The following is a 22,280-nucleotide window of genomic DNA, read 5'->3' as shown; positions in this document are numbered from 1 at the left end:
ATCGGCCGCGCCGCCCGCAACGTCGACGGCCGCGTCATCCTCTACGCCGACCGCATGACCGGCTCGATGGAGCGCGCCATCGCCGAGACCAACCGCCGCCGCGAAAAGCAGGAGGCCTACAACGCCGAACACGGCATCACCCCGGAGTCGGTCAAGCGCGACATCCGCGAGATCATGGCCAGCCCCTATGAGTCCCGCGCCCTCGACAAGCTGACCGCCCCGGGCATGAAGGAGGAGTCCAGACCCTTCACCGGCTCCAACTTCCAGGCCGCCCTCAAGGACATCGAAAGCCGCATGCGCAACGCCGCCGCCAACCTCGAATTCGAGGAGGCGGCGCGGCTCCGCGACGAGATCAAGCGCATGAAGCTGATGGACCTGGAGTTCGCCAACGAGGTCCTGACCGCCGAGGGCGAGCAGGTCGACAAGGCGGCGCCGAAGCGCTGGCGGGCAGAGGCTGCGGCGGAGAAGGCGGAGGCGTTCCGGAAGGGCAGGCTGTAGGGGGCAGGTCGGGCTAACCGACAGAAGGGGGAAGTGTGACCTGAGATCAGGCAGATGAAGATCGTGGGGCTAGTATTGCTCGCGAGGGATTTGGTGGGGCGTCAGGGATCGCTACGCGCTACAGGAGGTGGTGCGAAAACTCAGCGCAGGGGATTTTTATGCGAGCTGGTCAGCTTGAGCAGGCTCATTTTGAAGATGAAGTGAGGCAGATCGCGCGACTTCTCTGGAGCGAGGCAGCACTAGGTGGATCTCAGGTACTCGAGGGTCGTGAGCGGGATGGGGTGTTCGAAACACGAGACGCTATCAATGTGATCGAAGCCACGGTGTCCTCGAAGAGGGATAAAACGTCCCAAGACGCCCTAAAGACCGCCACTGTCGTCCAGAATCTCCGCAAGTCAGGCGGCAAATTCGCAGCCGGTTGGCTTGTTACGCTCCACGAGCCAACCGTTGACCAGAAGGCCGTCGTTGCGGCGTATCCTGGAACGCTGAGGCTACTGTCTTTCGAGCAATTTCGATCCATGCTCTTTAACGGGGCGGAATATATTCGCTGCAGAATGTCCCACGCTTTCGGCAGCGTAACCGATCCTGAGACTCACAAGCCGAAACTAGATCGATCCGCATATATTCCTATCGAGCTATTGGTTTCAGAATCAACGGACAGATTAACTGCAAAGCAAGTTTCGGAGCTAATCGAGAAATCTCCTTCTAGGTTCAATGTTGTAGGTGACTACGGCGCCGGAAAGAGTATGACTATACGTGAAGTTTTTTATAGACTCGCGGAAAACTACAGAAACCTAAAATCTTACCGAGTTCCGGTTTATCTCAATTTACGAGAGCATCGAGGACAGACCAGCCCGGTTGAGGCTCTCGAGCGCCACTCTCGGGAGATAGGTTACTCGGGTGGTGCCAGCGATCTCGTGCGAGCTTGGCGGGGCGGTCATGTAGATCTATTTCTCGATGGCTTTGACGAAATAGCCACCTCGGGCTGGGGGCAAAGTCTCAAGAGGGTGCGGCAGCATAGATGTGCTGCCATGACGCTTATCCGGAATTTTGTTCAGAGTAGTTCAAATAAAAGTAGCATCGTTGTTGCGGGAAGATCCAACTTCTTCGATGCAAAATCTGAGATGCGAGCAGCGTTAGGCGTAACTGCTGAATGGCGCACGGTCTCTTTGAACGATTTTACTCCAGAGCAAGCGCAGCGGTTACTGAAGAAGCTCGGGTACGACGATAAGATTCCTGAGTGGTTGCCCTCGCGCCCGCTCCTAGTTGCCTACTTTGCGTTCTTGGGGAGGCAGGGGGATCTGTACACGTCATTGGCTGGGCTAGGGGCGGGGGCCGGGTGGAACAAGTTCCTAGCTCTCATTAGTGCGCGGGAGTCGGAGCAGGATGATCGCCTAGATCCCGAAACCGTCCGGCAAATCATCGAGCGACTGGCAACGAGGGCGCGTGCAACTCCGGACGGTATGGGGCGTCTGTCAATGGAGGTAGTTCAGGAGGCTTACCGTGACATCGTTGGGGGCCTTCCGGATGAAGGGGGGCAGCAGCTACTTCTGCGGCTACCGGGATTGGCTCCGTCTTCCGCCGAGGATGGCACGCGCTCGTTCATAGATCCCCAGTTTGCTAGCGCAGCGCGTGCCGGTGATGTGACGCGATTTGTTATCGAGCCCTTTTCGTTTGATACGACCGTGTTCGCCGATGTTCAGTCAGCGCTCGGATCAAACGGAAAAGACGTGCTTATCGACAACCGAGTGAGTGGGGCCGTCACAGATGGCCATCTGAAAGCAGCCTTCGAAAGTCTTCGGGTTGGCAATCATCCCGGTCAGGTCGCTATGGATGTTCTTTCGGCCGTTCTTATAGACGAGGATCCGACTATATTTGGCCGTATTGAAGTAGAAGAAGCCGTTGAGGAAGAGTTGCTAGTTGGTTCGTCTGACCTAAGATCTATAACTTTTAGAGATTGTATTATCTCTTCTATTGTTATGGATGGAGATTTTGGAGACGAATGTCTTCCAAATTTCAAAGGCTGCGTAATAGGTACAATTGAGGGGCTTGGTCGAGACGGTGGGCTTCCTCAGCAATTCTCTGACTCTGATGTATCAACTGCGATTTCTGGTACGACAACCAATGCAGAAATAATGGGCCTGTCCCTTGCTGAGCCAGTGAAGGTCTTGCTGACGATCCTTAAGAAAATGTTCGTTCAGCAGGGCAGTGGACGGCAGTTGTCCGCATTCAGTCGAGGTTTGGATCCACGTGCCGCTAAGTATGTGCCAGAAGTTCTTCGCATCGTTCAGAGCGAGGGGCTTGGCGCTCCGACGCGGATCCGGGGTAAAGAGATCTGGTTCCCAAATCGGCACCATTCAGCCCGGGTTCGCACGCTTCTCGCTGCACCACTCTTGGCGACCGACTCGCTCATCAAGACGGCCAGCGACCTTTAGCGGGGCTATCCCCCCTGACCCGCCACCCGCTACGGTGGGTGGATGGGGCAGGACGACAATCACTGGTGCGAGCTCGGCTTCGCTGAACCGGCCGTCGTCTTCAAGGGGCCGACCCAGACCGCGCGATCGGTCACCGAGGCCTGGGTGGCACTGCACGGCTTCTGTCCCAATTGCCCCGCCGACCGCCTGCCGCCGCTGCCGAACAATTCGCCCGTCGCCGACTTCCGCTGCGGTGCCTGTGGCGAGGAATATGAGCTCAAGGCCAAGCGCGGCAGGCTGGGGCCCTCCATCCCGGACGGCGCCTTCGGCACCATGACCGCCCGGCTGACGGCGGCGAACAACCCCAGCCTCTTCGCCATGAGCTACGACCGCGCCGCCGCGCGGGTGACGGACCTGATCCTCGTGCCGAGCCATTTCTTCACGCCGCAGATCATCGCGGCGCGCAAGCCGCTCGGCCCCCATGCCCGCCGCGCCGGCTGGCAGGGCTGCAACATCCTGATCGGACAGGTCCCGGCGTCGGGCCGCATCCGCCTGATCCACGCCGGCGTCCCCGCGCCCCGCGCCGAGGTCCGCGCCGCCTGGACCGCGACCCGCTTCCTGCGCGACGAAGGCCTGAAGGCGCGCGGCTGGCTGCTGGCCGTCATGGGCGCGGTCGAGGCGGTGGGGCGGCCCGAGTTCACCCTGGCCGAGGTCTATGCCCAGGAGGCGCGGCTGGCGGCTCTCTATCCGGGCAACAACAACGTCCGCCCCAAGATCAGGCAGCAGCTGCAGGTGCTCCGCGACCGCGGCTGGCTGGCGTTCGACGGACGCGGACGGTACCGGCGGACCCTCTGAACTTTTTTGCTTTCGTCATCCTCCGGCAAGCCGCGCCTTCGCGGCGCAGACCGGGGGACCCAGCGGCGCGCGAGAGCGCGAACCTGTCGGGAGCGCGGTCGGCTAACAGCCTGCCTGAACAGGTCGCCTTCGGCGCCGCTGGGTCCCCCGGTCTCGCTGCGCTCGCCGGAGGATGACGAAAGGGGGGAGGGGCGCACTCCCCACCGCTCACAATCCGCCGATTGTCAGCACAACTCCGCCCCCATCGTCCCCTCCCGACCCCAATCCTTTCAACCCCTTGCGCCCCGCGCTCTCCCTTTTCGCCCCTTTCAGCCCGCCATAGGAACCGCCCGCCGCAGACTCCGCCGCCTCAACACGGAGCGGAGATCATGAAGAAGACACCCGGAAAACCCGACGCCCTTGACCGCGCGATCCGGCGCATGGAGACCGTCGAACGCCTTGCCCGCGAGGCGCGGGCGGTGGCGTCCATGCCGACCGGAACCCCGACGCTCGACGCGATCCAGGACGCGGCCATGGCGGAAATCGAGCGGGCGGTGGCGGCGCTGAAGCGCGATCAGGCGCGGGGGCGGCGATGAAGGCCCTGCCGAAGACCCGCTATGTCACCGTGGCGGGCGAGACCTGGGGGCTGATCCGGGGGGCCTATCTGTCGGGCCTGTCGGCGCCGACGGTGGCGGCGCGGTTCGGGGTGTCGGTGACGGCCCTGCGCAAACATGCGGCGAAGGAGGGCTGGACCAAACGGGCCTTCGCCGCGCGGCAGGCGCTGGCGCGGTCGGCGCCGCCCTCCGGACCCGCCCCCGCCGCCCCCGCAGACGGGCCGCCCGACGAGGCGGCGGTGCTGGCGGCCTGGCGCGCGCCCCTGCACATCCGCCCCGACGACCTCGCCCGCCGGGCCCTGGCCGGCGCCGCCCATGCGCTGAAGAGCGGCGAGGGGCTGAACGCCGTCCGCCTCGCCCGCGCCGCGACCGAGATCGCCCGCCTCAACGACGTCCTCGAATGGGCCGAGGAGGACCCGGCCGAGTCCGACGAACGGTTCGAGGCCGGTCAGGCCATGATGCGGATGTTCCTGCGCGAACGCGCCCTGACCCTGGCCCAGGACCTGATGGCCGGCCGCGACCTGCCGCCCGAATACGAGGACCTGAAGCTCGAACTGGCCCGGCTGGAGGCCGTGCGCGCGGCCGAGGAAAGGACTGGGGACGAGGGGGCGAAAGGGGAGGGATGACAGCTTTGAGCGTTTTTTGGGGGGGAGTGTCATCTGACCCTTCTCCCTCCCCTCATGGGGAGGGTGGATGTCGCGTAGCGACAGACGGGTGGGGAACCGCCGCACGGTCGAACTCTGCCCTGACTCACCCCACCCTGTCGTCGCTTCGCGCCGACATCCCTCCCCACAAGGGGGAGGGAGAGCTATGGAGGCCCCATGCCCACCCGCGCCGCCGCCCTGATCGTCCTGATCCTCGCCGCGGCCGTGCTGGGCTTCGCGCCGATCCTCGTGCGCCTCGCGGACACCGGCCCGGCCGCCGCGGGCTTCTGGCGCTTCGCCTTCGCCCTGCCCCTGCTGCTGCTCATGACCGCCAGACCCGGCGGCGAGGGGATCGGCCGGCCCTCCGGCTGGATGATGCTGGCCGGCGGCATGCTCGTGCTCGATCTCAGCTTCTGGCACTATTCGATCGCCCTGACCTCGGTCGCCAACGCCACCACCCTGACCAACCTGACGCCGGTGGTGGTGACCCTGGTCGGCTGGTGGGTGTTCCGCGAGCGGCCGAAGGCGCTGTTCGTGGTCGCCCTTGCCGCCGCCATCGCCGGCGCCGTGACCATGTCCTTGGGGGCCGACGGCGGGCAGGGCTCGAACCCCCCGCTGGGCGACGCCTTCGCCGCCGTCACCGCCCTCTGGTACGCGGGCTATTTCATCGCCGTGAAGGCGGCGCGCGGGCGCTATTCGGCCGGGCGGGTGATGCTGTGGTCGACCGCCATCGCCGCGCCGGGCCTGCTGATGGCGGCCCTGGTGCTCGGCGAGCAGATCCTGCCCGGCTCATGGGGCGGCTGGGCGGCCTGCGTGGGGCTGGGGGTGGTGCATGTGGTGGGACAGGGCGGCGTCGCCTGGTCGCTGGGCCGGCTGCCCACGGCCCTGACCGCCGTGACCGTCCTGATCCAGCCGATCGCCGCCGCCGTCCTCGGCTGGCTCCTCTTCGCCGAGACCCTGACCCCGGTTCAGGCGCTGGGCGGCGCGGTGGTGCTGGCCGCGATCGTGCTGGCGCAGTGGAGCGCGGCCAAAAAGAAAGGCGCGGAAGCTGATGCTCCCGCGCCCGTCTTGTGATGGTGTCAGCCGTGGTCTCAGACCAGCTTCAGATCCACCGCCGAGGTCTTGCCGCGCTGGGATTCCAGCTCGTATTCGACCTTGGCGTTTTCATCGAGGCCTTGCAGGCCCGCCTTCTGAACCGCGGTGATGTGGACGAAAACGTCCTGACCGCCGCCATCGGGCTGGATGAAGCCGAAACCCTTCGTCGGGTTGAACCACTTGACCGTGCCGGTCGCCATGTTGCGTCTCCTGAACGCGCTTTCCAGGCAGACGTCCCTCGAGGGACGCCCGTCAGCCCATCTGGACGAGCTCATTCAGTGAAGGAGCGAGCACGGGTGTGGAGGCCGCGCGAAATCCGGACTGCGCCGACTTTCTCTCGCGCAATTCCGGGACGGTCAACCGCAAACCGATTCGCCTCTCCGGTGAACAATGTTCTCGAAATCAGCTGCACAGCGGGCGCGGGGCCCCGTCCAGATGCAGGTGATTGGCATGCGGCTCGTTGTAGTCCGGGCTCAACACGGTCGCGAACACCCGGCAGGCGCCGTCGCGGATCCGGGTCAGAAACCGCCGCCCCTCGGCCCCGCGCGGCCCGTCGCCCGGCCAGTCCTCCAGCACCGAGATCCGCCGCCCGTCCTCCAGCGTCCCCCCGCCGATATCCAGCGCATTGGCCCGCGCATGCTCGCTGGGCCGCGCCGAGACGTCCGTCTGGCCATAGATGCGGCGGCAGCTGTAGGTCCCCACATCGTTCAACCGGGCCACCCGGCTGCCGAAGGTCTGCTGGGCCGCCGGCTGCAGCACCTGCCGCTCCCAGATGACGTAGCGCACCGCCAGCGGGCACTGCATCACCGGGTCGCCCGGCAGTCGGGTCACGGCGCCGCCGGTGATGCGGATCGCTCCCCGGACGACGCAGAAGCCGCCGTCGTCCCGGTCCTCGGCCCGCTCCACCTGCACCCCGGCCTCGCGCAGCACCTGCATACAGGCCTCGGTGACGGCGGCGGTCTCCTCGGGGGCGGCGGTCGCGGGCAGGACGAAATCGGCCACCTTGGCCGCCGTCGCCGTCCCGATCGGCCGGTTCAGGTCCAGCGGCTTCCACGGCAGGTCCTGCGCCGGGGCGAACAGGTTCAACAGGGCGAACGCCGCGCAGACGCCAAGCGTCAGCTCCCAGAGCAGGTTCCAGAAATCGGCGAAATCACGCTTCATACGCCGACAGCCTTACGCGGCGGCGCTGACCTCCGCCAGCCGTCGCACCAGCGTCGTGCAGGCCCGCTGCCCCGCGACCCCGTCGTTGGACAGGACGATGAAGCCGAGGCCCCGCCCGGGCGCGGCGAGGACCGTCGCGAACCACATGGTGTTGGAGCCGTTGTGCGTGATCGTCGGCCCTGGCCCGCCGACGCCGCCCCACGGCGCGGTCCCCACGCCCCACCCCGCCGCATACGCCGGCGGGGTGCCCGAGGCGGGGGTCAGCAGATGAGCGCGGGTCTCGTCGCTCAGCCAAGCCGGGGCGCCGCCCATCATGGCGGCGATGAACCGGGCGTAGTCGGCCAGGCTCATATGCGCCGTCCCTGCCGGGCCCAGCGCCGCCGGATTGTCTGCGAAGCCGGCCGGATCGACGCCGACGCCGCCCCGGTGCCCCCAGGGGGCGTCGCCCTGTGGCGCGCCGAACCCGGCGGTGGTCAGGCCCAGCGGCGCGTACAGCTCAGCCGCCATGACCGTCTCCCAGGGCTGGCCGGTGATCGTCTCGATGGCGGCGCCTAGGGCGATGTAGTTGCCGTTGCCATAGGCGAACTGCCCGACCGGCCCGGCCGGCGGCGCCCGGAGGGCCCGCGCGGCGAACTCGGCCCTCTGCTCCGGCAAGGGCCGCTGGTCGGCATGGGCCGCCATCAGCCATGTGCGGTCCAGCAGTGAGGCGTCCAGCAGGCCCGCGCGGTGGTGCATCAGGTCATCCATCGTGATGGCGCTCCACGCCGGATCGATGGTCAGGGCGGGGAAGGCCTCGGCCACGAGCATGTCCCACCGCGCGCGCCCTTGCTGGACCAGCCGGCCGAAGACGGCGGCGGTCATGGCTTTGGTGTTCGATCCCAGGTGCCATCGATCATCCGTCGTCGCCAGCGCCTCGCTCCCGACGCGACGCACGCCCCGCACCCCGGCCCATCCGAGGCCTTCGCGCGTCACAATCCCCGCCGCCAGCGCGGGCGGCGCGGCCTCGGCGAAGGCCGCATCCAGCGCGGCCTCTGCCGCCGCGTTTCCGAAGCTGGCGCTAGCCGCGGCCGGCAAGGCGCCGGCGAGGGGCAGGGCGACAAGACCGCCCAGCAGGGCGCGGCGCGTGGCGAACATGGGAAGCTCCATCTCTGTCCCGCCCATATACTCGACCGGGGCGTGGCTCGCACATGAGAATGCTGAAGGTTCACGGCGGGCGCCGGGCCTGCGTGCGACCACCGTGAAATGGAGTTGCAACATTGCCCCCACGGCGGGCGAGGCGCATCGTGGATGCATGGCCAAGAACTCAGACAACTACGCCGCCGACCTTGAACGGCTCCAAATCCTGCTGGTCGAGGCGCAGCACTGGACCATCGACCAGAACCGCAAGACGGTGATCGTCTTCGAAGGTCGCGACTCTGCCGGCAAGGACGGGGCGATCAAGCGCATCACTGAATACGCCTCGCCGCGCCAGACCCGCATCGTCGCTCTGCCCAAGCCGACTGATCGGGAAACCACCCAGTGGTATTTCCAACGCTATGTCGCCCACCTGCCGGCCGACCGCGAGACCGTGCTGTTCAACCGCTCCTGGTACAACCGCGCCGGGGTCGAGCCGGTGATGGGCTTCTGCACCCCCGCGCAGCACGCCCAGTTCCTTACGGATGCGCCCCTGTTCGAGCGGATGCTGACCGATGACGGCGTGATCCTGATCAAGCTCTGGCTCGACATCACCAAGGCCGAACAGGCCCGTCGTCTGGAGGAGCGCACCGCCGACCCGCTGAAGCGGTTCAAGGTCTCGCCGCTGGACGCTGAGGCCCAAGCCCGCTGGGACGACTACAGCGCCGCCCGCGACCGCATGCTGGAGGAGACCAACCACGACCACGCCCCCTGGACCGTAATCGCCACCGACGACAAGAAGACCGCCCGCCTCAACATCATCCGCCACATCCTGCGCTCCATCGGCGGGCCCGGCGCCGCCTCTGACGCCCCCGACGAGGACGTGGTTTTCCTGGCTTCGAAGGCGAAGGGCCGGTTGGCTCCTTGATCAGAAGCCCGGTTCGGCCCGCAGGGTCCCGGCGTTCAGACCGCCGGCCCTGAGTTCCGCCAGCGTTACGGACCGGTCGCGCTTGGCGTAGCGTCGCCCGTCCGGCCCCAGCAGCAACCTATGGTGGCGATAGACGGGGATCGGCCAGCCCATCAGCGTCTGGATCAGAACCTGCACATGGGTCGCCTCGAACAGGTCCTCGCCGCGGATCACATGGGTCACCCCCTGCAGTGCGTCATCATGGGTCACCGCCACATGGTAAGCCGCGCCCGCGTCCTTGCGGGCCAGCACGACATCGCCCGCCGTCCCGGGCCGAGCCCTCATCAGGCCGCGTTCGCCGTTCGGCCCCCGGCCCTCCTCGACGAAGGCCAATGCCTCCCAGACGCCTTCGTCGAGGGCGTCCCGCGCACGGTCCAGCGACAGCCGCCAGGCGAACGGTCGTCCCTCCGCCAGCAAGGCAGCCTCCTCGTCGGCTGGATGTGGGCCGGGTCGGGCCGCTTCCACCGGGCCGTGCGGGGCGTCGCCTATGGCGTCGAGGATGTCCTTGCGGGTGCGGAAACAGCGATAGAGCAGTCCCCGTCCGTTCAGGTCGTCGATCACCGCGGCATAGTCCGCCAGGTGTTCGGACTGCCGACGGACCGGACCGTCCCAGTCCAGCCCCAGCCAGGTCAGGTCTTCCAGAATCGCGTCCTCGAACTCCGGCTTGCAGCGCGTCGGATCAATGTCCTCGATGCGCAGCAGAAAACGGCCGCCGACCTCACGCGCGGCGCGCCAGGCGGTCAGGGCGGAGAAGGCGTGGCCGCGATGAAGCCGGCCGGTGGGCGACGGGGCGAAGCGGGTCACGAACGCCATGGCGGCGCTCACACGCGCTGGACGGCGCCGGCCTGTTCGGCCCCGGCCAGGGCGTTGCGGATATCGGCCTCCGAGAGGGAGTCCATGTCCGCGACAAGATCCTCCACCGCGAACTGCCGCTCTTCGATCATCCAGTCGAAGACCCGACGCGCCATCGGCCCCATATCGGGGAAGGCCCGGCCGGACACGCGATACAGGGTGGCGGGCTTGCGGATCGGCAGGCTGAAGTCAGGCGCACGGGGAATGAGACGGCGCTGGAGCAGGGCGACCTCGTCACGGAAGGCGGGCGAGGCGACGATCCCCGCCAGCCGTGTGGCCAGTTCCGTCAGCCGCGCCTGGAGCAGGCTCCCGCCCCCGGCGTCAGCGGAGGGCAGCCAGGCGCGGAACGCGGCGTCCTGCAAGGCCGGGCCGTCGAGCAGCGACAGGATGCTCCGGCCGGTCAGGGGCATGACCGTGAAGGAGACATGCAGCGAGGGCTGATCCGGAGTCACCGTGTCGTGGTAGAAGCCGCGCGGCATGTACAGCACGTCGCCAGGCCTCATGGTGATGGTCGAGACCAGCCGGCCGCAGTCCTTGTTGAAGTCGGTCTGGGTCATGCCGGGCGGATAGCCGACCGGGTCGATCACGCGCCCTTCGTACAGGTTCCAGACCTTCTCCCCTTCGGTCTGGACGGCGAAGACCTCATGGACGTCATAGTGGGTCGCGACCGCCCGGCCGCCCTTGAACGAGCAGAAGACGCTGGCCCCGACCTCGGCCGCCAGCGCCTCTCCCAGAGCCACGCCCGCGCGGGTGATGGGGGAATGAAGGGTCAGGACGTCATTCGCGAGAATGCTGGTTCCGGCGGACAGGAAGACCTCGACCTTGGCCGGCGCCGGCCGCCAGACGTGGCCCTCCGGGGTTCGCTTCAGCTTGCAGTATTGCTCGGGCGGGACTGCCGCATCCTGGTGCATCAGCTGGAGGCGTTCCGAGGTCCAGACGTTGCTCTGGTTCAGCAGTCCGTTGAAGGCGTCCCAGGGCAGCAGCGCACGCTTGTTCGACCCTTCCGCGGCCGGAACATGCAGCGGCTGGCGGCCCTCGTATTCCGCGCGGAACTGCGCGGGGGTGACGGGATGCAGGATCTCTTCGAGCGTGCGCATGGGCTGAGGTTTAAGGCGACCTCCGCACCCTGTCGATGCGTCGTCGGCCTATACGCGCTGCACCGCCCCGGCGGCCTCGGCCGCGGCGACGGCCTCGCGAACATCACCCTCCGACAGGGACTGGAAATGGGCGACCATGTCCTCGAGGGCGAATTGCCGTTCCGCTATCGCCCAGTCGTAGGTCTCGCGTACGGTGGTCGAACAGGCGGGGAACGACCTGCCCGTGGTCCGGTACAGGGTGACGGGCTTGCGTTCCGGCAGGGTGAAGGATGGCGGCCGGGGGGTCATCCGGGTCTGGGATCTGGCGACCTCCTCGCTGAACGCCGGGGAAGCCGCGATACGCGCCAGGATCTGACCGTAATCGGCGAGGTGGGCCGCCAGAGCCGCGCCGCCATCTTCCGTCGCCGGCGGCGCGAAGGCGCGATAGGCCGGGTCCTTCATCGCCTCGATGTTCAGCAGCGCGAGCAGGGTGCGGCCGTGCAGGGGCGTGATTGCGAACGTCACATGCAGCGACGGTCCCTCGGTCGCCAGGGCGTCATGATACCAGCCACGCGGGAGATAGAGGACGTCGCCGGCCTGCATCGTCACCTGCTGCATCAGGGCCCCGCGGCTCTGCTCGAACCAACGGCGGGTGGCGTCGTCGTCGGGGAAGTTCTCGATCGGATTGTCGGCGCGGCTCTCGTAGAGGTTCCAGACCTTGGTTCCTCCGGTTTGGATGACGACAACGTCGTGGTTGTCGAAATGAGTGCCGAAGGCCTGAACGCCCTGGAAGGAGCAGTAGATGTTGGCGCCGATGCTGGCCGCAAACGTCCGCCCCAGCGTCTCGCCGATCTGCATCAGCGGTTCGTGGATCGTCAGGACGTCATTGGCGATCAGACTGGCGCCGGCGGACAGGAAGACCTCGACCTTCTGGGGCCAGGGACGCAACACCTCGCCCTGCGGCGTGGCGACGGGGTGGCAGTACTGTTCCGGGGGGACGGCGACATAGTTCCGCATCAGCCGAAGATGGGCCGCGCTCCAGAGCGAGCCCTGACCCAGCAGGCGATTGAAGTCAGCCCATGTGAGGATGGCGGCCTTCCGCTCGTCGCCCGCCGCCGGAATATGCAGCGGCTTGCGGCCGACGTACTCCGCCCGGAACTGCTCGGGCGAGACGGGATGCAGAAGGTCGTCCAGGCTGTGCATGGCCGAACAAGTATGACGCCCGCCGCCCGCTGTCGATGCGGTCGCGTGGTCAGAGGGCCTTGAAGGCTCCGGAGCGGATGGCGGCGTCGAAGGCCTCTTTCAGCGCCGGCTCAGAGACGAAGTCGAACTGGGCGATGACATCCTCCAGCGCGAACTGTGGCTGACCCAGCGCCCATTCGACCGCGACCCGCGCCGGGCCGTCCACGCGCGGAGGCGTCAGGCCTGTCGGCCGGTAGAGGGACAGGGTCGTCCGGGCCGGAAGAGCATAGGGTTCGCCCCTTGGCACGAGGCGCTCCTGGGCCATCAACACTTCGTCGCGGAAAGCGGGAAGGGCGGACAGATTGGCCAGACGCCGGCCCAGGTCCGTCAATTGTTCGCCGAGGCGGTTGCCGTCCCTTCCCGGCGCGAGCCACTGGCGAAACGTTGGATCCTGCATCGCGGCCGATTCAAGCAGGCGAAACAGAACCCGCCCGTACAGGGGCGACACCGAGAAGGTCACATGAAGCGAGGCTCCCTCTGTGGCCAGGGCGTCATGGTACCAGCCCCGCGGCAGGTAGAGCACATCGCCGGGCCGCATCCGCACCTCGGTCATCAGCTTGCCGCGCGTGGCCGCAAACCAGCGGCGGGTTTCTGCGTCTTCGACCGGAAATTCCACCGGCGCCTCGGCGCGGTTCTCGTACAGCCGCCAGGTCTTTTCGCCCTCCACCTGCACGGCAAATACGTGGTGCAGGTCGAAATGGGTGTCGAACGCCCGGACCCCGCCGAAGGAACAATAGACGTTGGCCCCGACCAGCCCCGCGAAGTCCCGGGCCAGCTGATGCGACAGGGCGCGCAGCTCGGGCGTCAGCTCCTGGACGTCTCCGGCGATGACGCTGGCGCCCATGCCCAGCAGGGTCTGCACCTTGGCGGGCGAAGGGCGCAGGGTCGCGCCCGACTGCGACCGGGCTTCGACGCAGTACTGCTCGGGCGGGATCGGCTCGCCGTTAAAGACCATCTTCAGGCTCTGGGCGGTCCAGATCGAACTCTGGTCCAGCAGGGCGTTGAAGCGGGCCCAGTCCAGAAGCGACCGCTTGGCGGCTCCCTCTTCCGCCGGAATGTGCAGCGGTTTTCGGTCGTTGTAGTCCGCGTCGAACCGGTCGCGCGTGATCGGGTGCAGAAGTTCGTCCAGAGTGGTCATGCCGAATAGCTAGAACGGGCGTACGCCCCTGTCGATGAGACCGCATGCCCCTCCCGCTGAATCCCGTCCAGATCGCCGCCGCGCGCGAGGCTCTCGTCGTTCTGGACCCCGCGCTGGCCCGTGCCCATGTCCAGACTCCCGTGTTCGGCTGGCGACTGCGCCGGGGCGGCTTTGAGGGCCTGTTCCACATGATTGTGGACCAGCAGGTTTCGGTGGCTTCAGCCGCCGCCATCTGGGCCCGGGTCGAGACCGGCCTGGCCGGCGAGGTGACGCCGCATCGGGTGCTGGCCACGGATATCGAAACCCTCCGCAGCTTCGGCCTGTCCATCCAGAAGGCGACCTATGGCCAAGAGATCGCCCGCGCCCAGGTCGAGGGCCGGATCGACTTCGACCATCTTGAGCAGTTGTCGGACGCGGAGGCGATCGCGCGGCTGGTCGCGATCAAGGGCGTCGGCAAGTGGACGGCCGAGACCTTCCTGATGTTCTGCGAGGGCCGTCAGGACGTCTTTCCCGGCGGCGACATCGCCTTGCAGGAGGCCATGCGCTGGGCGGACGGCGCGACCCTGCGGCCGACGGAGAAGCAGGCCTGGGCCCGCGCCGAAATCTGGAGCCCGCATCGCAGCGTGGCGGCGCATCTGCTCTGGGGATGGTATGGAGCGGTCAAGCGCGGCGAGGCCGTGCTGGAGGAGCATCCCGCGTGAGCCCCATCGTCGATCCCGCCCTGACCGATCCCGAGACCGTGCTCGGCGCGCTCGACTTCGCCGGCGTGGCCGTCTTCGCCGCCACCGGAGCCCTGGCGGCGGCGCAGCAGCGGCATGATCTGGTGACCTTCGCCTTCTTCGGCGCCATCACCGGAGTGGGCGGCGGCACCTTGCGCGACCTGCTGATCGGCGCGCCGGTCTTCTGGGTGCAGGACTGGCGCTATATCGCCGTCTGCCTGCTGGCCTCCGTGGCCGTCTGGATGGTGGGGGCGCGGCCCTGGCGGTTCCGGGCGCTGCTGTGGCTCGATGCGATCGGCCTCGCCGCCTATGGCGTCATGGGCGCCGCCAAGGCCGAGGCCTTCGAGGTCGCGCCCCTGATCTGCATCGTCATGGGCGCCCTGACCGCCTGTTTCGGCGGGGTGGTGCGCGACCTGCTGGCGGGACAACCGTCGATCCTGTTGCGGCGAGAGATCACCGTCTCCGCCGCCCTGCTGGCGGCCACCGTCTTCGTCGCCGCGCGGGCCCTGGGCCTCGACGCCTGGCCCGCGGCCCTGATCGCCGCGCCCTGCGGCTTCGCCCTGCGCGCGGGCGCCCTTGTCTGGGGCTGGAGCCTGCCCGCCTTCCCGGGAACGCCGACGCGCGGCTGACTGTCGCCCAACCGTCGTCCGGCGGTCATCGCCAAGCCGTCGAATCAGGACTAGGCTTTTGGCTCAGTCAGGGAAGGAGACGTGTCTTCAGTCCGGTTGCGTCGATGATCCCTTCCCGAACGGCGAGGGCCTGATGCAGGTCCAGAGTCGTCCCCCGTCCGGCTGGCCCGCGCTGGTGCTGAACGCCGACTTTCGCCCGCTGTCCTACTATCCGCTGTCGATCTGGCCGTGGGAGGAAGTGGTCAAGGCGGTCTATCAGGACCGCGTCGACGTGGTCTCGACCTATGACAAGGTGGTCCGCAGCCCGTCGATGGAGATGGTCCTGCCCAGCGTCATCGCGCTGAAGAACTATGTCGACCAGGACCGCCAGCCGGCCTTCACCCGCTTCAACGTCTTCCTGCGCGACGGCTTCGCCTGCCAGTATTGCAACGCCACGGCCGAGCTGACCTTCGACCATGTGATCCCCCGCTCGCGCGGTGGCCGCACCACCTGGGAGAACATCGTCGCCGCCTGTTCGCCCTGCAATCTCAGGAAGGGCGGCCGGACGCCGCAGCAGGCCGGCATGCCCATCCGTCGCGCCCCGCATCGCCCCAGCGCCTGGCAGTTGCAGGAGTTCGGCCGTCGCTTCCCGCCGCACTACCTGCACCAGAGCTGGCTCGACTATCTCTACTGGGACATCGAGCTGGAGCCGTAGTGACGGAACGGCGTGGAGCGCGCGCCGTTGACGACAGGCCCGTCCTGCTTCAGTCGAGCCCTCATGAAAATCCGCGTCAGCGCCGAACTCGTCTATCGCTTCGATCCGCCGACCGACGCCATCTACAAGATTCAGGTCGCCCACTGGCCGGGCCAGACCATTCTCGAGGAAAGCCTCACCACCACCCCCGCCATCGACCTCGTCGAGAACGAGGATGAGGAGTTCGGCGCCCGTACCCTGCGCGCCCATCTGTCGGGCGAGGTGGCCCTGACCTATCGGGCGGTGGTCGACAACGGCGTACTCAAGGGCCTGCCGCCGGTAACAGTCCAGCACGACTGGGGTGAACTGCCGGCCGAGGTGCTGACCTATCTCTGGCCCAGCCGGTACTGCCCCTCGGACCAGTTCGGCCGGTTCGCCGAACGCACCTTCGGGGGCACGATCGGGGGCGACCGGGTGCTGAAAATCCTCGACTGGATCAAGGCCGAGATCGACTATGAGCCGGGCGCCTCGGACAGCGAGACCACGGCGGCGCGGACCTTCATCGATCGGGCGGGAGTCTGCCGCGACTTTACCCATATGGGGATCACCCTTTGCCGCGCCTCCGGCATTCCGGCGCGGGCGGTCAGCGCCTTCGCGCACCAGCTCAATCCGCCGGACTTCCACGCCATCTTCGAGGTCTGGCTGTCGAACGGCTGGTGGCTGGTCGATCCGACGGGTCTGGCCCCGGTCGAGGGGCTGGTCCGCATCGCCTGCGGCCGCGACGCCGCCGACATAGCCTTCCTGACGACCCAGGGGACGTGCCGCCTGGTGCGTCAGTCGGTCATGGCGGAGGCCGTCTAGGTCAGCGTCCGCCCGCCGCCTTCCATTCCTCGAGGAAAACGTCGCGGCGCAGCACCTTGTTGTCGGGATCGATCAGGACATGGGCGCCCGCTGCGACGGGGATAGCCCCTCGACCGCCGGTCATGGCCAGGGTCTGCCGCCGGCCGTCGATCTCGATCTCGACCGGCATGGGGAAGACGCCGGCGTCGCCGGTGACCCATTCCAGCGCCAGCTGCCCGTTCTCCCGGGTCTGGCGCAGATCGGGCAGGGCGGCCTGGTAGAGATAGCCGCGGAAGAACCAGGCCAGATCGCGGCCGGACTCCTCACTGGTGATGGCGAGGAATTCGTCGGTCGTGCCGTAGCGGGTTGTGAAATTTCCGGGCCGCGGCGTCGCCGTGCCGTAGACCAGCCGCGTCAGCGAGCGGAAGAAGGCCTCGTCCCCGATCAGCATGCGCAGCGAATGCGCGATCAGCGAGCCCTTGTTGTACAGGTCCAGCCCCGGGCCGACATTGCTCTTGTAGACATCGTCTTCGGCCCGGTCGGTGCCCGTGACCACCGGGAAGCGGTTGATCAGGTCGCGGCGCTGCTCCTGTAACTCGGCCTGCATATAGCGTTCGCCGTTCAGCCAGCGCAGGTAGAGCGGCTGCATATAGCTGCCAAGCCCCTCGTGCAGCCACATGTCGTCGGCGTTGCGGTTGGTCATCTGGTTGCCGAACCACTCATGCGCCAGCTCATGGTGCAGCAGCCAGTCATAGCCCTTGCCGTCGAGGCGATAGGCGTTGCCATAGGCGTTGATGGTCTGGTGCTCCATGCCCAGATGCGGCGTCTCGACCACGCCCATCTTCTCGTCGCCGAAGGGATAGGGGCCGACGGTGGCCTCGTAGAAGTCCATCATCGGCGCGAACTGGGCGAACAGGGCCGCGACCTTGGCCGGGTCATCCGAGCGCAGATGCCAGTAGGACATCGGGATCACATTGCCGAACCGGCTTTGGTAGTCCGCCCGCACCTCCTCATACGGCCCGATGTTCAGGGCGATCGCATAGGTGTTCGGATTGGCCGCGCTCCAGTTCCAGGTCGTCCAGCCGTCGCCGTGGTCGACCGTCCCCATGAATCGTCCGTTCGCCGGCGCGGCCAGGTTCGACGGCACGGTGATGTGCATGTCCACCCGCTTCGGCTCGGCCAGCGGATGGTCGATACAGGGCCAGAAGATGTCGCAGCCCTCGGGCTGGACGGCGGTAGCGATCCACGGCGATCCGTCGGCTGTCGTGGCCCAGACGAAGCCCCCGTCCCAGGGCGCCCGGGGCGCCACGCGCGGCGCGCCGGCATAGGCGATGCGGACCGATACCGTCTCTCCGGCGGCCAGCGGTTCGGCCAGCGGAATGGTCATTCGGCCTTCGGGATTGCTCCAGCCGCCCCCGGGCAGCTCCCGCCCGTCGACCTGAACCGAGGAAACGGTGAACAGGGTGTCCAGCTCGACCACCACGGCCGTCAGCGGCGCGGTGGCGGTGAAGTCCAGCACGGCGACGGCGTCGATCGTCTTCGTCTCCGGCATGACCTTGATCGTCAGGTCGGCCTTGTCGAACTGCATGGCCAGCTGTTCGGGCGTGCGCGGCTGGTCGGTGCCGAGGGTGAAGGCGGTCGATTCGCGCACGGGGGTCACGGTGACGGCGGGTTCGGCGGTGGCGGGGGCCGTTTCCGCCTGGGTGGTGACCGAAATCGAGACGCAGGCGCCGAGCGCCAGCATGGAAGCGCCCATCAGGGCGGCGCGACAGGCTTTGAAGGACACGGCTGGCTCCCCGACGACAACCGGGTCAGCCTAAAGGGGAGGGCGTGTCGCGCAACCTGAAAGCGGTTCGCGCTGGTCGCTTGTCATCCCGGCCGAAGCGAAGCGGAGAGCCGGGATGACAAGCCGACCTATAGCCCCCGCGCCTTGCGTTGCGCCTTGGTCGCCCGGCGGGCCCAGGCCTTGTCGATCTGTTCGCGCAGCCGTTCGTCGTCGGCGGCCTCATACCGCACCAGCACCGCCGGCCAGCCTTCAAAGTGCGGAGTCTGGAAATAGGTCTGCGGCTCCGTCTCCATCAGGAAGTCGACCGTCCCGTGGTCCAGCGCCAGGGCCAGACTGTCGGGCTCGCGGCTGTCATTGACGATCCAGTGCCCCCGCACCCGGATGCAGCGCCCGCCGTGGAGGGTGGAGTCCTCCGCGCCCGGCTGGGTCAGGGCGTAACTGAACATCTCGTCGCGGGTCATGGGCGCGATTTTGGGGTGACCTCGCCCAAACAAAAAGGCCGGTGTTCCCACCGGCCCTTTCAAATCCTGTTGTCGTCGCCCGATCAGGCGGCGGCGGCTTGCTCGGCCAGCTTGGCCTTGACCTGACGCTTGATGCGCTGGGCGGCCAGCGACAGCTGCTCGTCCTTGGCCTTGACGATGAACGGGTCCAGGCCGCCCTTGAAGTCGAGGGTGCGCAGGGCGGCGTTCGAGATACGCAGGCTGAAGGTCTGGCCCAGGGCTTCCGAGGCGACCTTGACCGTCTTCAGCGACGGCAGGAAGCGGCGCTTGGTCTTGACGTTCGAGTGGCTCACGCTGTGGCCGACCATGGGGCCGATACCGGTGAGTTCGCAGCGACGCGACATCTGACTATCCTTGACGGAGCGGGCCGCGAAACCGTGCGGACGCATGAAACAGAGGCGCGCGAGGATGGGGTCCCCGCGCGAGAGGGGGCCGTATAGTGGAAGTCACCGCGCCCCGTCAAGGCTTGAGGCGGGTTACGGGCCGTTCAGCCGCCGTTCAATTCCCGCCATATATCGCTTCTATTCATGCGGCGAAGCTCCGCCGCCGAAGGTCCATGCCATGACGCCGTCCGCCCTGATCCGCCTCTTACCCGTCCTCGCCGGCGCCCTGCTGCTGTCCGCGCCCGCGAGCGCGCCCTTCGCCGGACCGGCGGCTCCGGCCCAGTCGGGCCCGCCGCCCGTGCTGGCCGGCTACTGGGAATACACGACCAGCGCCTTGGGGCAGCGCGACACCGAGACCAAATGCGTCCGCCCCAGCGAGATCAACCGCTTCTTCGGCGGCCTGTCGACGCGTCACTACCGGTGCACCTATCCGGTGCGCGTGGTCGGCAACGGCAACGCCCGCTTCGAGGGTAATTGCGTCAGCCGTAGCGGCCGTCAGGTGCGGGTGCGGTTGAACGGGACCTATCAACCGGAACAGTTCAGCTTCCGGGGCGGCGCCTCGATCCGCGGCGCAGGCATCTGGAGTCCCTACATCCCCGCCACGATCAACGCGCGCCGCCTGGCCGCCCAGTGCCCGGCCGGGGCCGAGTATTTCTAGGGCTCAGACCTCGACGACCCGCGCCACGACATAGGTGTGCTGCTCGCCGGAGGGCAGGGACAGGCTGACATATTCGCCGACGACGAACCGCTCTTCGCCGAAGCGGAAGCCGGTCGCGTCGTCGGCGACGCCCTCTTCCATGTCGAGAATCCAGCGGCCGCCAGGGCCCTGACGCAGCTGACCCTTGCTGATCGTTACGTCCCGCGAAAAGCGCCGGACATGGCCGCGCTCCGGTTCACCGCGCAGGGCCTCGCCATCCAGTCGACCGTCGGCGTCCAGGGGGGCGACGATGTCATAGCCCTCTGTCGGCGCGCCGGCCGGGTGACCGGGCTCGCGGGCGAGTTCGAGGCGGATATGGTGGAACTGGGTCATCGCGTCGCTCTCGTTGAACAGGCTTCCGATTCCGACACTTGCCGGAACGGGCGCAGACCCGCTTTGTTATGGAACAACGCCCGGAACGCATTTGCGGTCCAGGCAAATGCGGGTCGTTCTTGTGACGACCCTCGCCGGGAGGAACAGGACAATGACAGGTCGACTGATCGCCGCTCTGGCGGCCCTGACGCTCGGCGGCTGCGCCGGGGAGGCCGTCCGGCAGAACGGAACCGAACCCGTGATCATGGGCTCCGCTGATCGCGGCGCCATGCTTGTTCAGCAGAGATGCGCGAGCTGCCATTCGGTCGAACGCACCGGCGACAGTCCCATGCGCGCCGCCCCGCCGTTCCGCGCCATGGGCGTCCTGTATCCCGTGCGGGACCTTCAGGAAGCCTTTGCGGAAGGCCTGGTCACCACCCACCCGTCCATGCCGGCTTTCGAGCTCCAGCCGACCGAGATCGCCGATCTGATCGCCTACCTCGAACGTGTCTCCGGAACCGGTCCGGGCGTCTGAATGGCAGAAGACCGGGAGACCGGCTTGACTTAAATCTACATATGTAGATTTCATGCATCATGACGCGATCCCGAACCCTGTCGCCGGCCGCTCGTCGGGTCCTCGCCGCCCTCGTCGCGGCGGGCGCGCCAGGCCGCCACGGCTACGATCTTTGCCGCGAGGCGCAGATCAAATCGGGAACCCTCTACCCCCTGCTGATCCGTCTTGAGGCCCAGGGCTATCTGTCGGCTGCTTGGCAGGTCGCGGAGGCCCCGGGTCGCCCGCCGCGGCACGTCTACAGGCTGACGGCCGCAGGCTGCCGACTGGCCGACGAACATCCCCTGCCCGCGACCCGGGCCGATGAAGCGCCCCAGGGTGGGCTGGCATGAGCCCGGTCATTGAGCTGATCTTCCGGCTGATCCGCAGGCTGCTGCCACCGGCGCTGCAGCCATGGGGCGAGGCCGCGATCCGCGAGGCCCGGAGTGCGACCCGACCGGGCGAAGCGCTGCCGTTCGCCCTCGGCTGCCTGTCATGGGCGGTCGGGGAATCCATCCGCTTCCGGTTCTCGAAATTGAAGCAACAAGGGGAGGAGCCTGTGAATCTCACGGATCGAATTGGACCGCGTTCAGTCGCGGTTTCCTGCGGGGTCGGGGCCACCGGCCTTGGCCTCATCTACATGTCGGCGGGGGGAGCGCCGGCGCACTATCTGATGATCAATTTGGCCGCCCTGGCGTTCGGTCTCGTCACCCTGGGCATACTGGTCCTGGCGGACCGGCGGGGGCATCTGCCCGCCGGTCCGCTGAGCCTTTTGCTCGGCCTGGTGCTGCTGGCGGTCAGCCTGTGGGGCGTCAGCGCCGGCGGGGTCACCCGCTGGGTGGCGCTGGGACCGCTGGTCATCCAGCCCGGCATGATGGTCGTACCGCTCATGGCGGTGCTGTTCGCCCGGTCTCGCGACGCCTTGTCGCTGGCGGGCGTCGCCGTGGCGGCCCTGGCGCTGGCCCTTCAGCCTGATCGGGGGATGGCCGCCGCGCTCGCGGTCGGCATGACCGTCATCGCCTTCACCCGTCCGGACCGGCGAACGATCGGGGCGGCGGCAGCCGCCGTTCTCGGTTTTGCGGCGGCCATGGCGCAGGCGGACCCGTCGCCGGCCATGCCGTTCGTGGACCAGATCCTCTATTCAGCCTTCGCCGTTCACCCGCTGGCGGGAGCCGCTGTCGTAATGGGCGCCGTGCTGCTGGTGCTGCCGGCCCTGGCCGCCCGGCGGCTAAGCGGGACCGATCAAGCTGCCTGTCTCGTTTTCGGCGCCGTCTGGGCGGCGATTATCGCGGCGGCGGCCCTGGGCAACTATCCGACCCCGCTCGTCGGATACGGCGGCAGCGCCATCGTCGGCTATATGCTCGGTCTGGTCGTGTGTCCCCGCCGCGCTCCGGAGGTGGGGCGCTCGCCGGTCGAGGCGACGTCGGGGCCGGACGGCGACGGACCCTTGCTCTATGCGGGACAGCCCTGAGACGGGCCTGACAAGGCAAAAGGCCCGGGAGCGATCCCGGGCCTTTCGTTTCGGTTCGTGAAGCGTGCCGGT

Annotated in this window: 26 protein-coding genes; 15 read left to right on the top strand and 11 right to left on the bottom strand. The window is 67.5% G+C overall.

The window, feature by feature from the left end; translation table 11 throughout:
• From B3E43_RS11385 to B3E43_RS11360, 6 genes are all read left to right on the top strand, one after another.
• On the top strand, positions 1–498 hold a 498-nt coding region (locus tag B3E43_RS11385), incomplete at its 5' end, for a UvrB/UvrC motif-containing protein (RefSeq protein WP_292029530.1).
• 158 nt (positions 499–656) lie between these two features.
• Positions 657–2,933 carry an NACHT domain-containing protein gene (locus tag B3E43_RS11380; RefSeq protein WP_292029528.1) on the top strand — a complete coding sequence of 759 codons (2,277 nt, stop codon included), beginning with the start codon at positions 657–659 and terminating at the stop codon, positions 2,931–2,933.
• 42 nt (positions 2,934–2,975) lie between these two features.
• A complete protein-coding gene (locus B3E43_RS11375) occupies positions 2,976–3,767 on the top strand; it encodes a DpnI domain-containing protein (protein ID WP_292029526.1) in 792 nt (263 codons plus the stop codon).
• 368 nt (positions 3,768–4,135) lie between these two features.
• On the top strand, positions 4,136–4,342 hold the full coding sequence (locus tag B3E43_RS11370) for a hypothetical protein (RefSeq protein ID WP_292029525.1): 207 nt from the start codon (positions 4,136–4,138) through the stop codon (positions 4,340–4,342).
• A complete protein-coding gene (locus B3E43_RS11365; protein ID WP_292029523.1) occupies positions 4,339–4,986 on the top strand; it encodes a hypothetical protein in 648 nt (215 codons plus the stop codon). The genes B3E43_RS11370 and B3E43_RS11365 overlap by 4 nt, the downstream gene beginning before the upstream one ends.
• 195 nt (positions 4,987–5,181) lie before the next feature.
• Entirely contained in the window at positions 5,182–6,078 is an 897-nt protein-coding gene (locus tag B3E43_RS11360) for a DMT family transporter (protein WP_292029521.1), read from the top strand.
• A gap of 17 nt (positions 6,079–6,095) precedes the next feature.
• Here B3E43_RS11360 and B3E43_RS11355 read toward each other — a convergent pair whose 3' ends face one another.
• The 3 genes from B3E43_RS11355 to B3E43_RS11345 all read right to left on the bottom strand — a co-directional run bounded on the left by B3E43_RS11355 (position 6,096) and on the right by B3E43_RS11345 (position 8,394).
• Positions 6,096–6,299: a cold-shock protein gene (locus tag B3E43_RS11355; protein WP_292029519.1), complete on the bottom strand. Its 204-nt coding sequence runs from the start codon at positions 6,297–6,299 to the stop codon at positions 6,096–6,098.
• 202 nt (positions 6,300–6,501) lie between these two features.
• Positions 6,502–7,260 carry an extensin family protein gene (locus tag B3E43_RS11350; RefSeq protein ID WP_292029517.1) on the bottom strand — a complete coding sequence of 253 codons (759 nt, stop codon included), beginning with the start codon at positions 7,258–7,260 and terminating at the stop codon, positions 6,502–6,504.
• 12 nt (positions 7,261–7,272) lie between these two features.
• A complete protein-coding gene (locus B3E43_RS11345; protein ID WP_292029515.1) occupies positions 7,273–8,394 on the bottom strand; it encodes a serine hydrolase domain-containing protein in 1,122 nt (373 codons plus the stop codon).
• A gap of 157 nt (positions 8,395–8,551) precedes the next feature.
• On the opposite strand from B3E43_RS11345, the gene ppk2 reads away from it, so the two are divergent.
• A complete protein-coding gene (gene ppk2, locus B3E43_RS11340; protein ID WP_292029514.1) occupies positions 8,552–9,301 on the top strand; it encodes a polyphosphate kinase 2 in 750 nt (249 codons plus the stop codon).
• On the opposite strand, the gene gluQRS is transcribed toward ppk2, so the two are convergent.
• Genes gluQRS through B3E43_RS11320 form a run of 4 tightly spaced genes read right to left on the bottom strand, consistent with a single transcriptional unit; the run spans position 9,302 to position 13,648 of the window.
• Complete coding sequence (gluQRS, locus tag B3E43_RS11335; protein WP_292029512.1) at positions 9,302–10,153, bottom strand: tRNA glutamyl-Q(34) synthetase GluQRS; 852 nt, start codon at positions 10,151–10,153, stop codon at positions 9,302–9,304.
• A gap of 8 nt (positions 10,154–10,161) precedes the next feature.
• The gene (locus B3E43_RS11330; RefSeq protein ID WP_292029510.1) at positions 10,162–11,289 is read right to left on the bottom strand and encodes a JmjC domain-containing protein; all 1,128 of its coding nucleotides are present in this window, start codon (positions 11,287–11,289) and stop codon (positions 10,162–10,164) included.
• Between the two features lie 48 nt (positions 11,290–11,337).
• The gene (locus B3E43_RS11325; protein WP_292029508.1) at positions 11,338–12,471 is read right to left on the bottom strand and encodes a JmjC domain-containing protein; all 1,134 of its coding nucleotides are present in this window, start codon (positions 12,469–12,471) and stop codon (positions 11,338–11,340) included.
• A 49-nt stretch (positions 12,472–12,520) separates the two neighbouring features.
• Entirely contained in the window at positions 12,521–13,648 is a 1,128-nt protein-coding gene (locus B3E43_RS11320) for a JmjC domain-containing protein (protein ID WP_292029505.1), read from the bottom strand.
• 44 nt (positions 13,649–13,692) lie between these two features.
• On the opposite strand from B3E43_RS11320, the gene B3E43_RS11315 reads away from it, so the two are divergent.
• From B3E43_RS11315 to B3E43_RS11300, 4 genes are all read left to right on the top strand, one after another.
• A complete protein-coding gene (locus B3E43_RS11315; RefSeq protein WP_292029504.1) occupies positions 13,693–14,349 on the top strand; it encodes a DNA-3-methyladenine glycosylase family protein in 657 nt (218 codons plus the stop codon).
• A complete protein-coding gene (locus B3E43_RS11310; RefSeq protein ID WP_292029502.1) occupies positions 14,346–14,996 on the top strand; it encodes a trimeric intracellular cation channel family protein in 651 nt (216 codons plus the stop codon). Before B3E43_RS11315 ends, B3E43_RS11310 begins: the two co-directional genes overlap by 4 nt.
• A 133-nt stretch (positions 14,997–15,129) precedes the next feature.
• Positions 15,130–15,690: an HNH endonuclease gene (locus B3E43_RS11305; protein ID WP_292029499.1), complete on the top strand. Its 561-nt coding sequence runs from the start codon at positions 15,130–15,132 to the stop codon at positions 15,688–15,690.
• A gap of 63 nt (positions 15,691–15,753) precedes the next feature.
• Positions 15,754–16,530, top strand: a complete 777-nt coding sequence (locus B3E43_RS11300; protein ID WP_292029498.1) for a transglutaminase-like domain-containing protein — start codon at positions 15,754–15,756, stop codon at positions 16,528–16,530.
• 1 nt (position 16,531) lies between these two features.
• Here B3E43_RS11300 and B3E43_RS11295 read toward each other — a convergent pair whose 3' ends face one another.
• The 3 genes from B3E43_RS11295 to rpmB all read right to left on the bottom strand — a co-directional run bounded on the left by B3E43_RS11295 (position 16,532) and on the right by rpmB (position 19,139).
• Complete coding sequence (locus B3E43_RS11295; RefSeq protein WP_292029497.1) at positions 16,532–18,295, bottom strand: M1 family metallopeptidase; 1,764 nt, start codon at positions 18,293–18,295, stop codon at positions 16,532–16,534.
• 128 nt (positions 18,296–18,423) lie between these two features.
• On the bottom strand, positions 18,424–18,756 hold the full coding sequence (locus tag B3E43_RS11290; protein WP_292029496.1) for an MmcQ/YjbR family DNA-binding protein: 333 nt from the start codon (positions 18,754–18,756) through the stop codon (positions 18,424–18,426).
• 83 nt (positions 18,757–18,839) lie between these two features.
• On the bottom strand, positions 18,840–19,139 hold the full coding sequence (gene rpmB / locus B3E43_RS11285) for a 50S ribosomal protein L28 (protein WP_292029495.1): 300 nt from the start codon (positions 19,137–19,139) through the stop codon (positions 18,840–18,842).
• A gap of 217 nt (positions 19,140–19,356) precedes the next feature.
• On the opposite strand from rpmB, the gene B3E43_RS11280 reads away from it, so the two are divergent.
• Entirely contained in the window at positions 19,357–19,836 is a 480-nt protein-coding gene (locus tag B3E43_RS11280; RefSeq protein ID WP_292029493.1) for a DUF3617 domain-containing protein, read from the top strand.
• Positions 19,837–19,839: 3 nt separating this feature from the next.
• Here the strand turns inward: B3E43_RS11280 and B3E43_RS11275 are convergent, their stop codons facing one another.
• Positions 19,840–20,208 carry a hypothetical protein gene (locus B3E43_RS11275; RefSeq protein WP_292029491.1) on the bottom strand — a complete coding sequence of 123 codons (369 nt, stop codon included), beginning with the start codon at positions 20,206–20,208 and terminating at the stop codon, positions 19,840–19,842.
• Between the two features lie 151 nt (positions 20,209–20,359).
• Between B3E43_RS11275 and B3E43_RS11270 the strand changes: the two genes are divergently transcribed.
• Genes B3E43_RS11270 through B3E43_RS11260 form a run of 3 tightly spaced genes read left to right on the top strand, consistent with a single transcriptional unit; the run spans position 20,360 to position 22,208 of the window.
• The gene (locus B3E43_RS11270) at positions 20,360–20,722 is read left to right on the top strand and encodes a c-type cytochrome (RefSeq protein WP_292029489.1); all 363 of its coding nucleotides are present in this window, start codon (positions 20,360–20,362) and stop codon (positions 20,720–20,722) included.
• A gap of 59 nt (positions 20,723–20,781) precedes the next feature.
• Entirely contained in the window at positions 20,782–21,090 is a 309-nt protein-coding gene (locus B3E43_RS11265) for a PadR family transcriptional regulator (RefSeq protein WP_292029487.1), read from the top strand.
• Positions 21,087–22,208, top strand: a complete 1,122-nt coding sequence (locus B3E43_RS11260) for a hypothetical protein (protein WP_292029485.1) — start codon at positions 21,087–21,089, stop codon at positions 22,206–22,208. The genes B3E43_RS11265 and B3E43_RS11260 overlap by 4 nt, the downstream gene beginning before the upstream one ends.
• Positions 22,209–22,280: the final 72 nt, after the last annotated feature.

It is taken from the genome of Brevundimonas sp. UBA2416, from assembly GCF_002343105.1.
In the GTDB taxonomy this organism is placed as follows: Bacteria; Pseudomonadota; Alphaproteobacteria; order Caulobacterales; family Caulobacteraceae; genus Brevundimonas.
Note: the sequence above shows the minus strand (reverse complement) of the source record. Positions and strands in the feature narration are given on the sequence as shown.

Coding starts and splice junctions, on each gene's coding strand:
- B3E43_RS11380 (WP_292029528.1), top strand. CDS start 657: ATGCGAGCTGGTCAGCTTGAGCAGGCTCATTTTGAAGATGAAGTGAGG.
- B3E43_RS11375 (WP_292029526.1), top strand. CDS start 2,976: ATGGGGCAGGACGACAATCACTGGTGCGAGCTCGGCTTCGCTGAACCG.
- B3E43_RS11370 (WP_292029525.1), top strand. CDS start 4,136: ATGAAGAAGACACCCGGAAAACCCGACGCCCTTGACCGCGCGATCCGG.
- B3E43_RS11365 (WP_292029523.1), top strand. CDS start 4,339: ATGAAGGCCCTGCCGAAGACCCGCTATGTCACCGTGGCGGGCGAGACC.
- B3E43_RS11360 (WP_292029521.1), top strand. CDS start 5,182: ATGCCCACCCGCGCCGCCGCCCTGATCGTCCTGATCCTCGCCGCGGCC.
- B3E43_RS11355 (WP_292029519.1), bottom strand. CDS start 6,299: ATGGCGACCGGCACGGTCAAGTGGTTCAACCCGACGAAGGGTTTCGGC.
- B3E43_RS11350 (WP_292029517.1), bottom strand. CDS start 7,260: ATGAAGCGTGATTTCGCCGATTTCTGGAACCTGCTCTGGGAGCTGACG.
- B3E43_RS11345 (WP_292029515.1), bottom strand. CDS start 8,394: ATGTTCGCCACGCGCCGCGCCCTGCTGGGCGGTCTTGTCGCCCTGCCC.
- ppk2 (WP_292029514.1), top strand. CDS start 8,552: ATGGCCAAGAACTCAGACAACTACGCCGCCGACCTTGAACGGCTCCAA.
- gluQRS (WP_292029512.1), bottom strand. CDS start 10,153: ATGGCGTTCGTGACCCGCTTCGCCCCGTCGCCCACCGGCCGGCTTCAT.
- B3E43_RS11330 (WP_292029510.1), bottom strand. CDS start 11,289: ATGCGCACGCTCGAAGAGATCCTGCATCCCGTCACCCCCGCGCAGTTC.
- B3E43_RS11325 (WP_292029508.1), bottom strand. CDS start 12,471: ATGCACAGCCTGGACGACCTTCTGCATCCCGTCTCGCCCGAGCAGTTC.
- B3E43_RS11320 (WP_292029505.1), bottom strand. CDS start 13,648: ATGACCACTCTGGACGAACTTCTGCACCCGATCACGCGCGACCGGTTC.
- B3E43_RS11315 (WP_292029504.1), top strand. CDS start 13,693: ATGCCCCTCCCGCTGAATCCCGTCCAGATCGCCGCCGCGCGCGAGGCT.
- B3E43_RS11305 (WP_292029499.1), top strand. CDS start 15,130: ATGCAGGTCCAGAGTCGTCCCCCGTCCGGCTGGCCCGCGCTGGTGCTG.
- B3E43_RS11300 (WP_292029498.1), top strand. CDS start 15,754: ATGAAAATCCGCGTCAGCGCCGAACTCGTCTATCGCTTCGATCCGCCG.
- B3E43_RS11290 (WP_292029496.1), bottom strand. CDS start 18,756: ATGACCCGCGACGAGATGTTCAGTTACGCCCTGACCCAGCCGGGCGCG.
- rpmB (WP_292029495.1), bottom strand. CDS start 19,139: ATGTCGCGTCGCTGCGAACTCACCGGTATCGGCCCCATGGTCGGCCAC.
- B3E43_RS11280 (WP_292029493.1), top strand. CDS start 19,357: ATGACGCCGTCCGCCCTGATCCGCCTCTTACCCGTCCTCGCCGGCGCC.
- B3E43_RS11275 (WP_292029491.1), bottom strand. CDS start 20,208: ATGACCCAGTTCCACCATATCCGCCTCGAACTCGCCCGCGAGCCCGGT.
- B3E43_RS11270 (WP_292029489.1), top strand. CDS start 20,360: ATGACAGGTCGACTGATCGCCGCTCTGGCGGCCCTGACGCTCGGCGGC.
- B3E43_RS11265 (WP_292029487.1), top strand. CDS start 20,782: ATGACGCGATCCCGAACCCTGTCGCCGGCCGCTCGTCGGGTCCTCGCC.
- B3E43_RS11260 (WP_292029485.1), top strand. CDS start 21,087: ATGAGCCCGGTCATTGAGCTGATCTTCCGGCTGATCCGCAGGCTGCTG.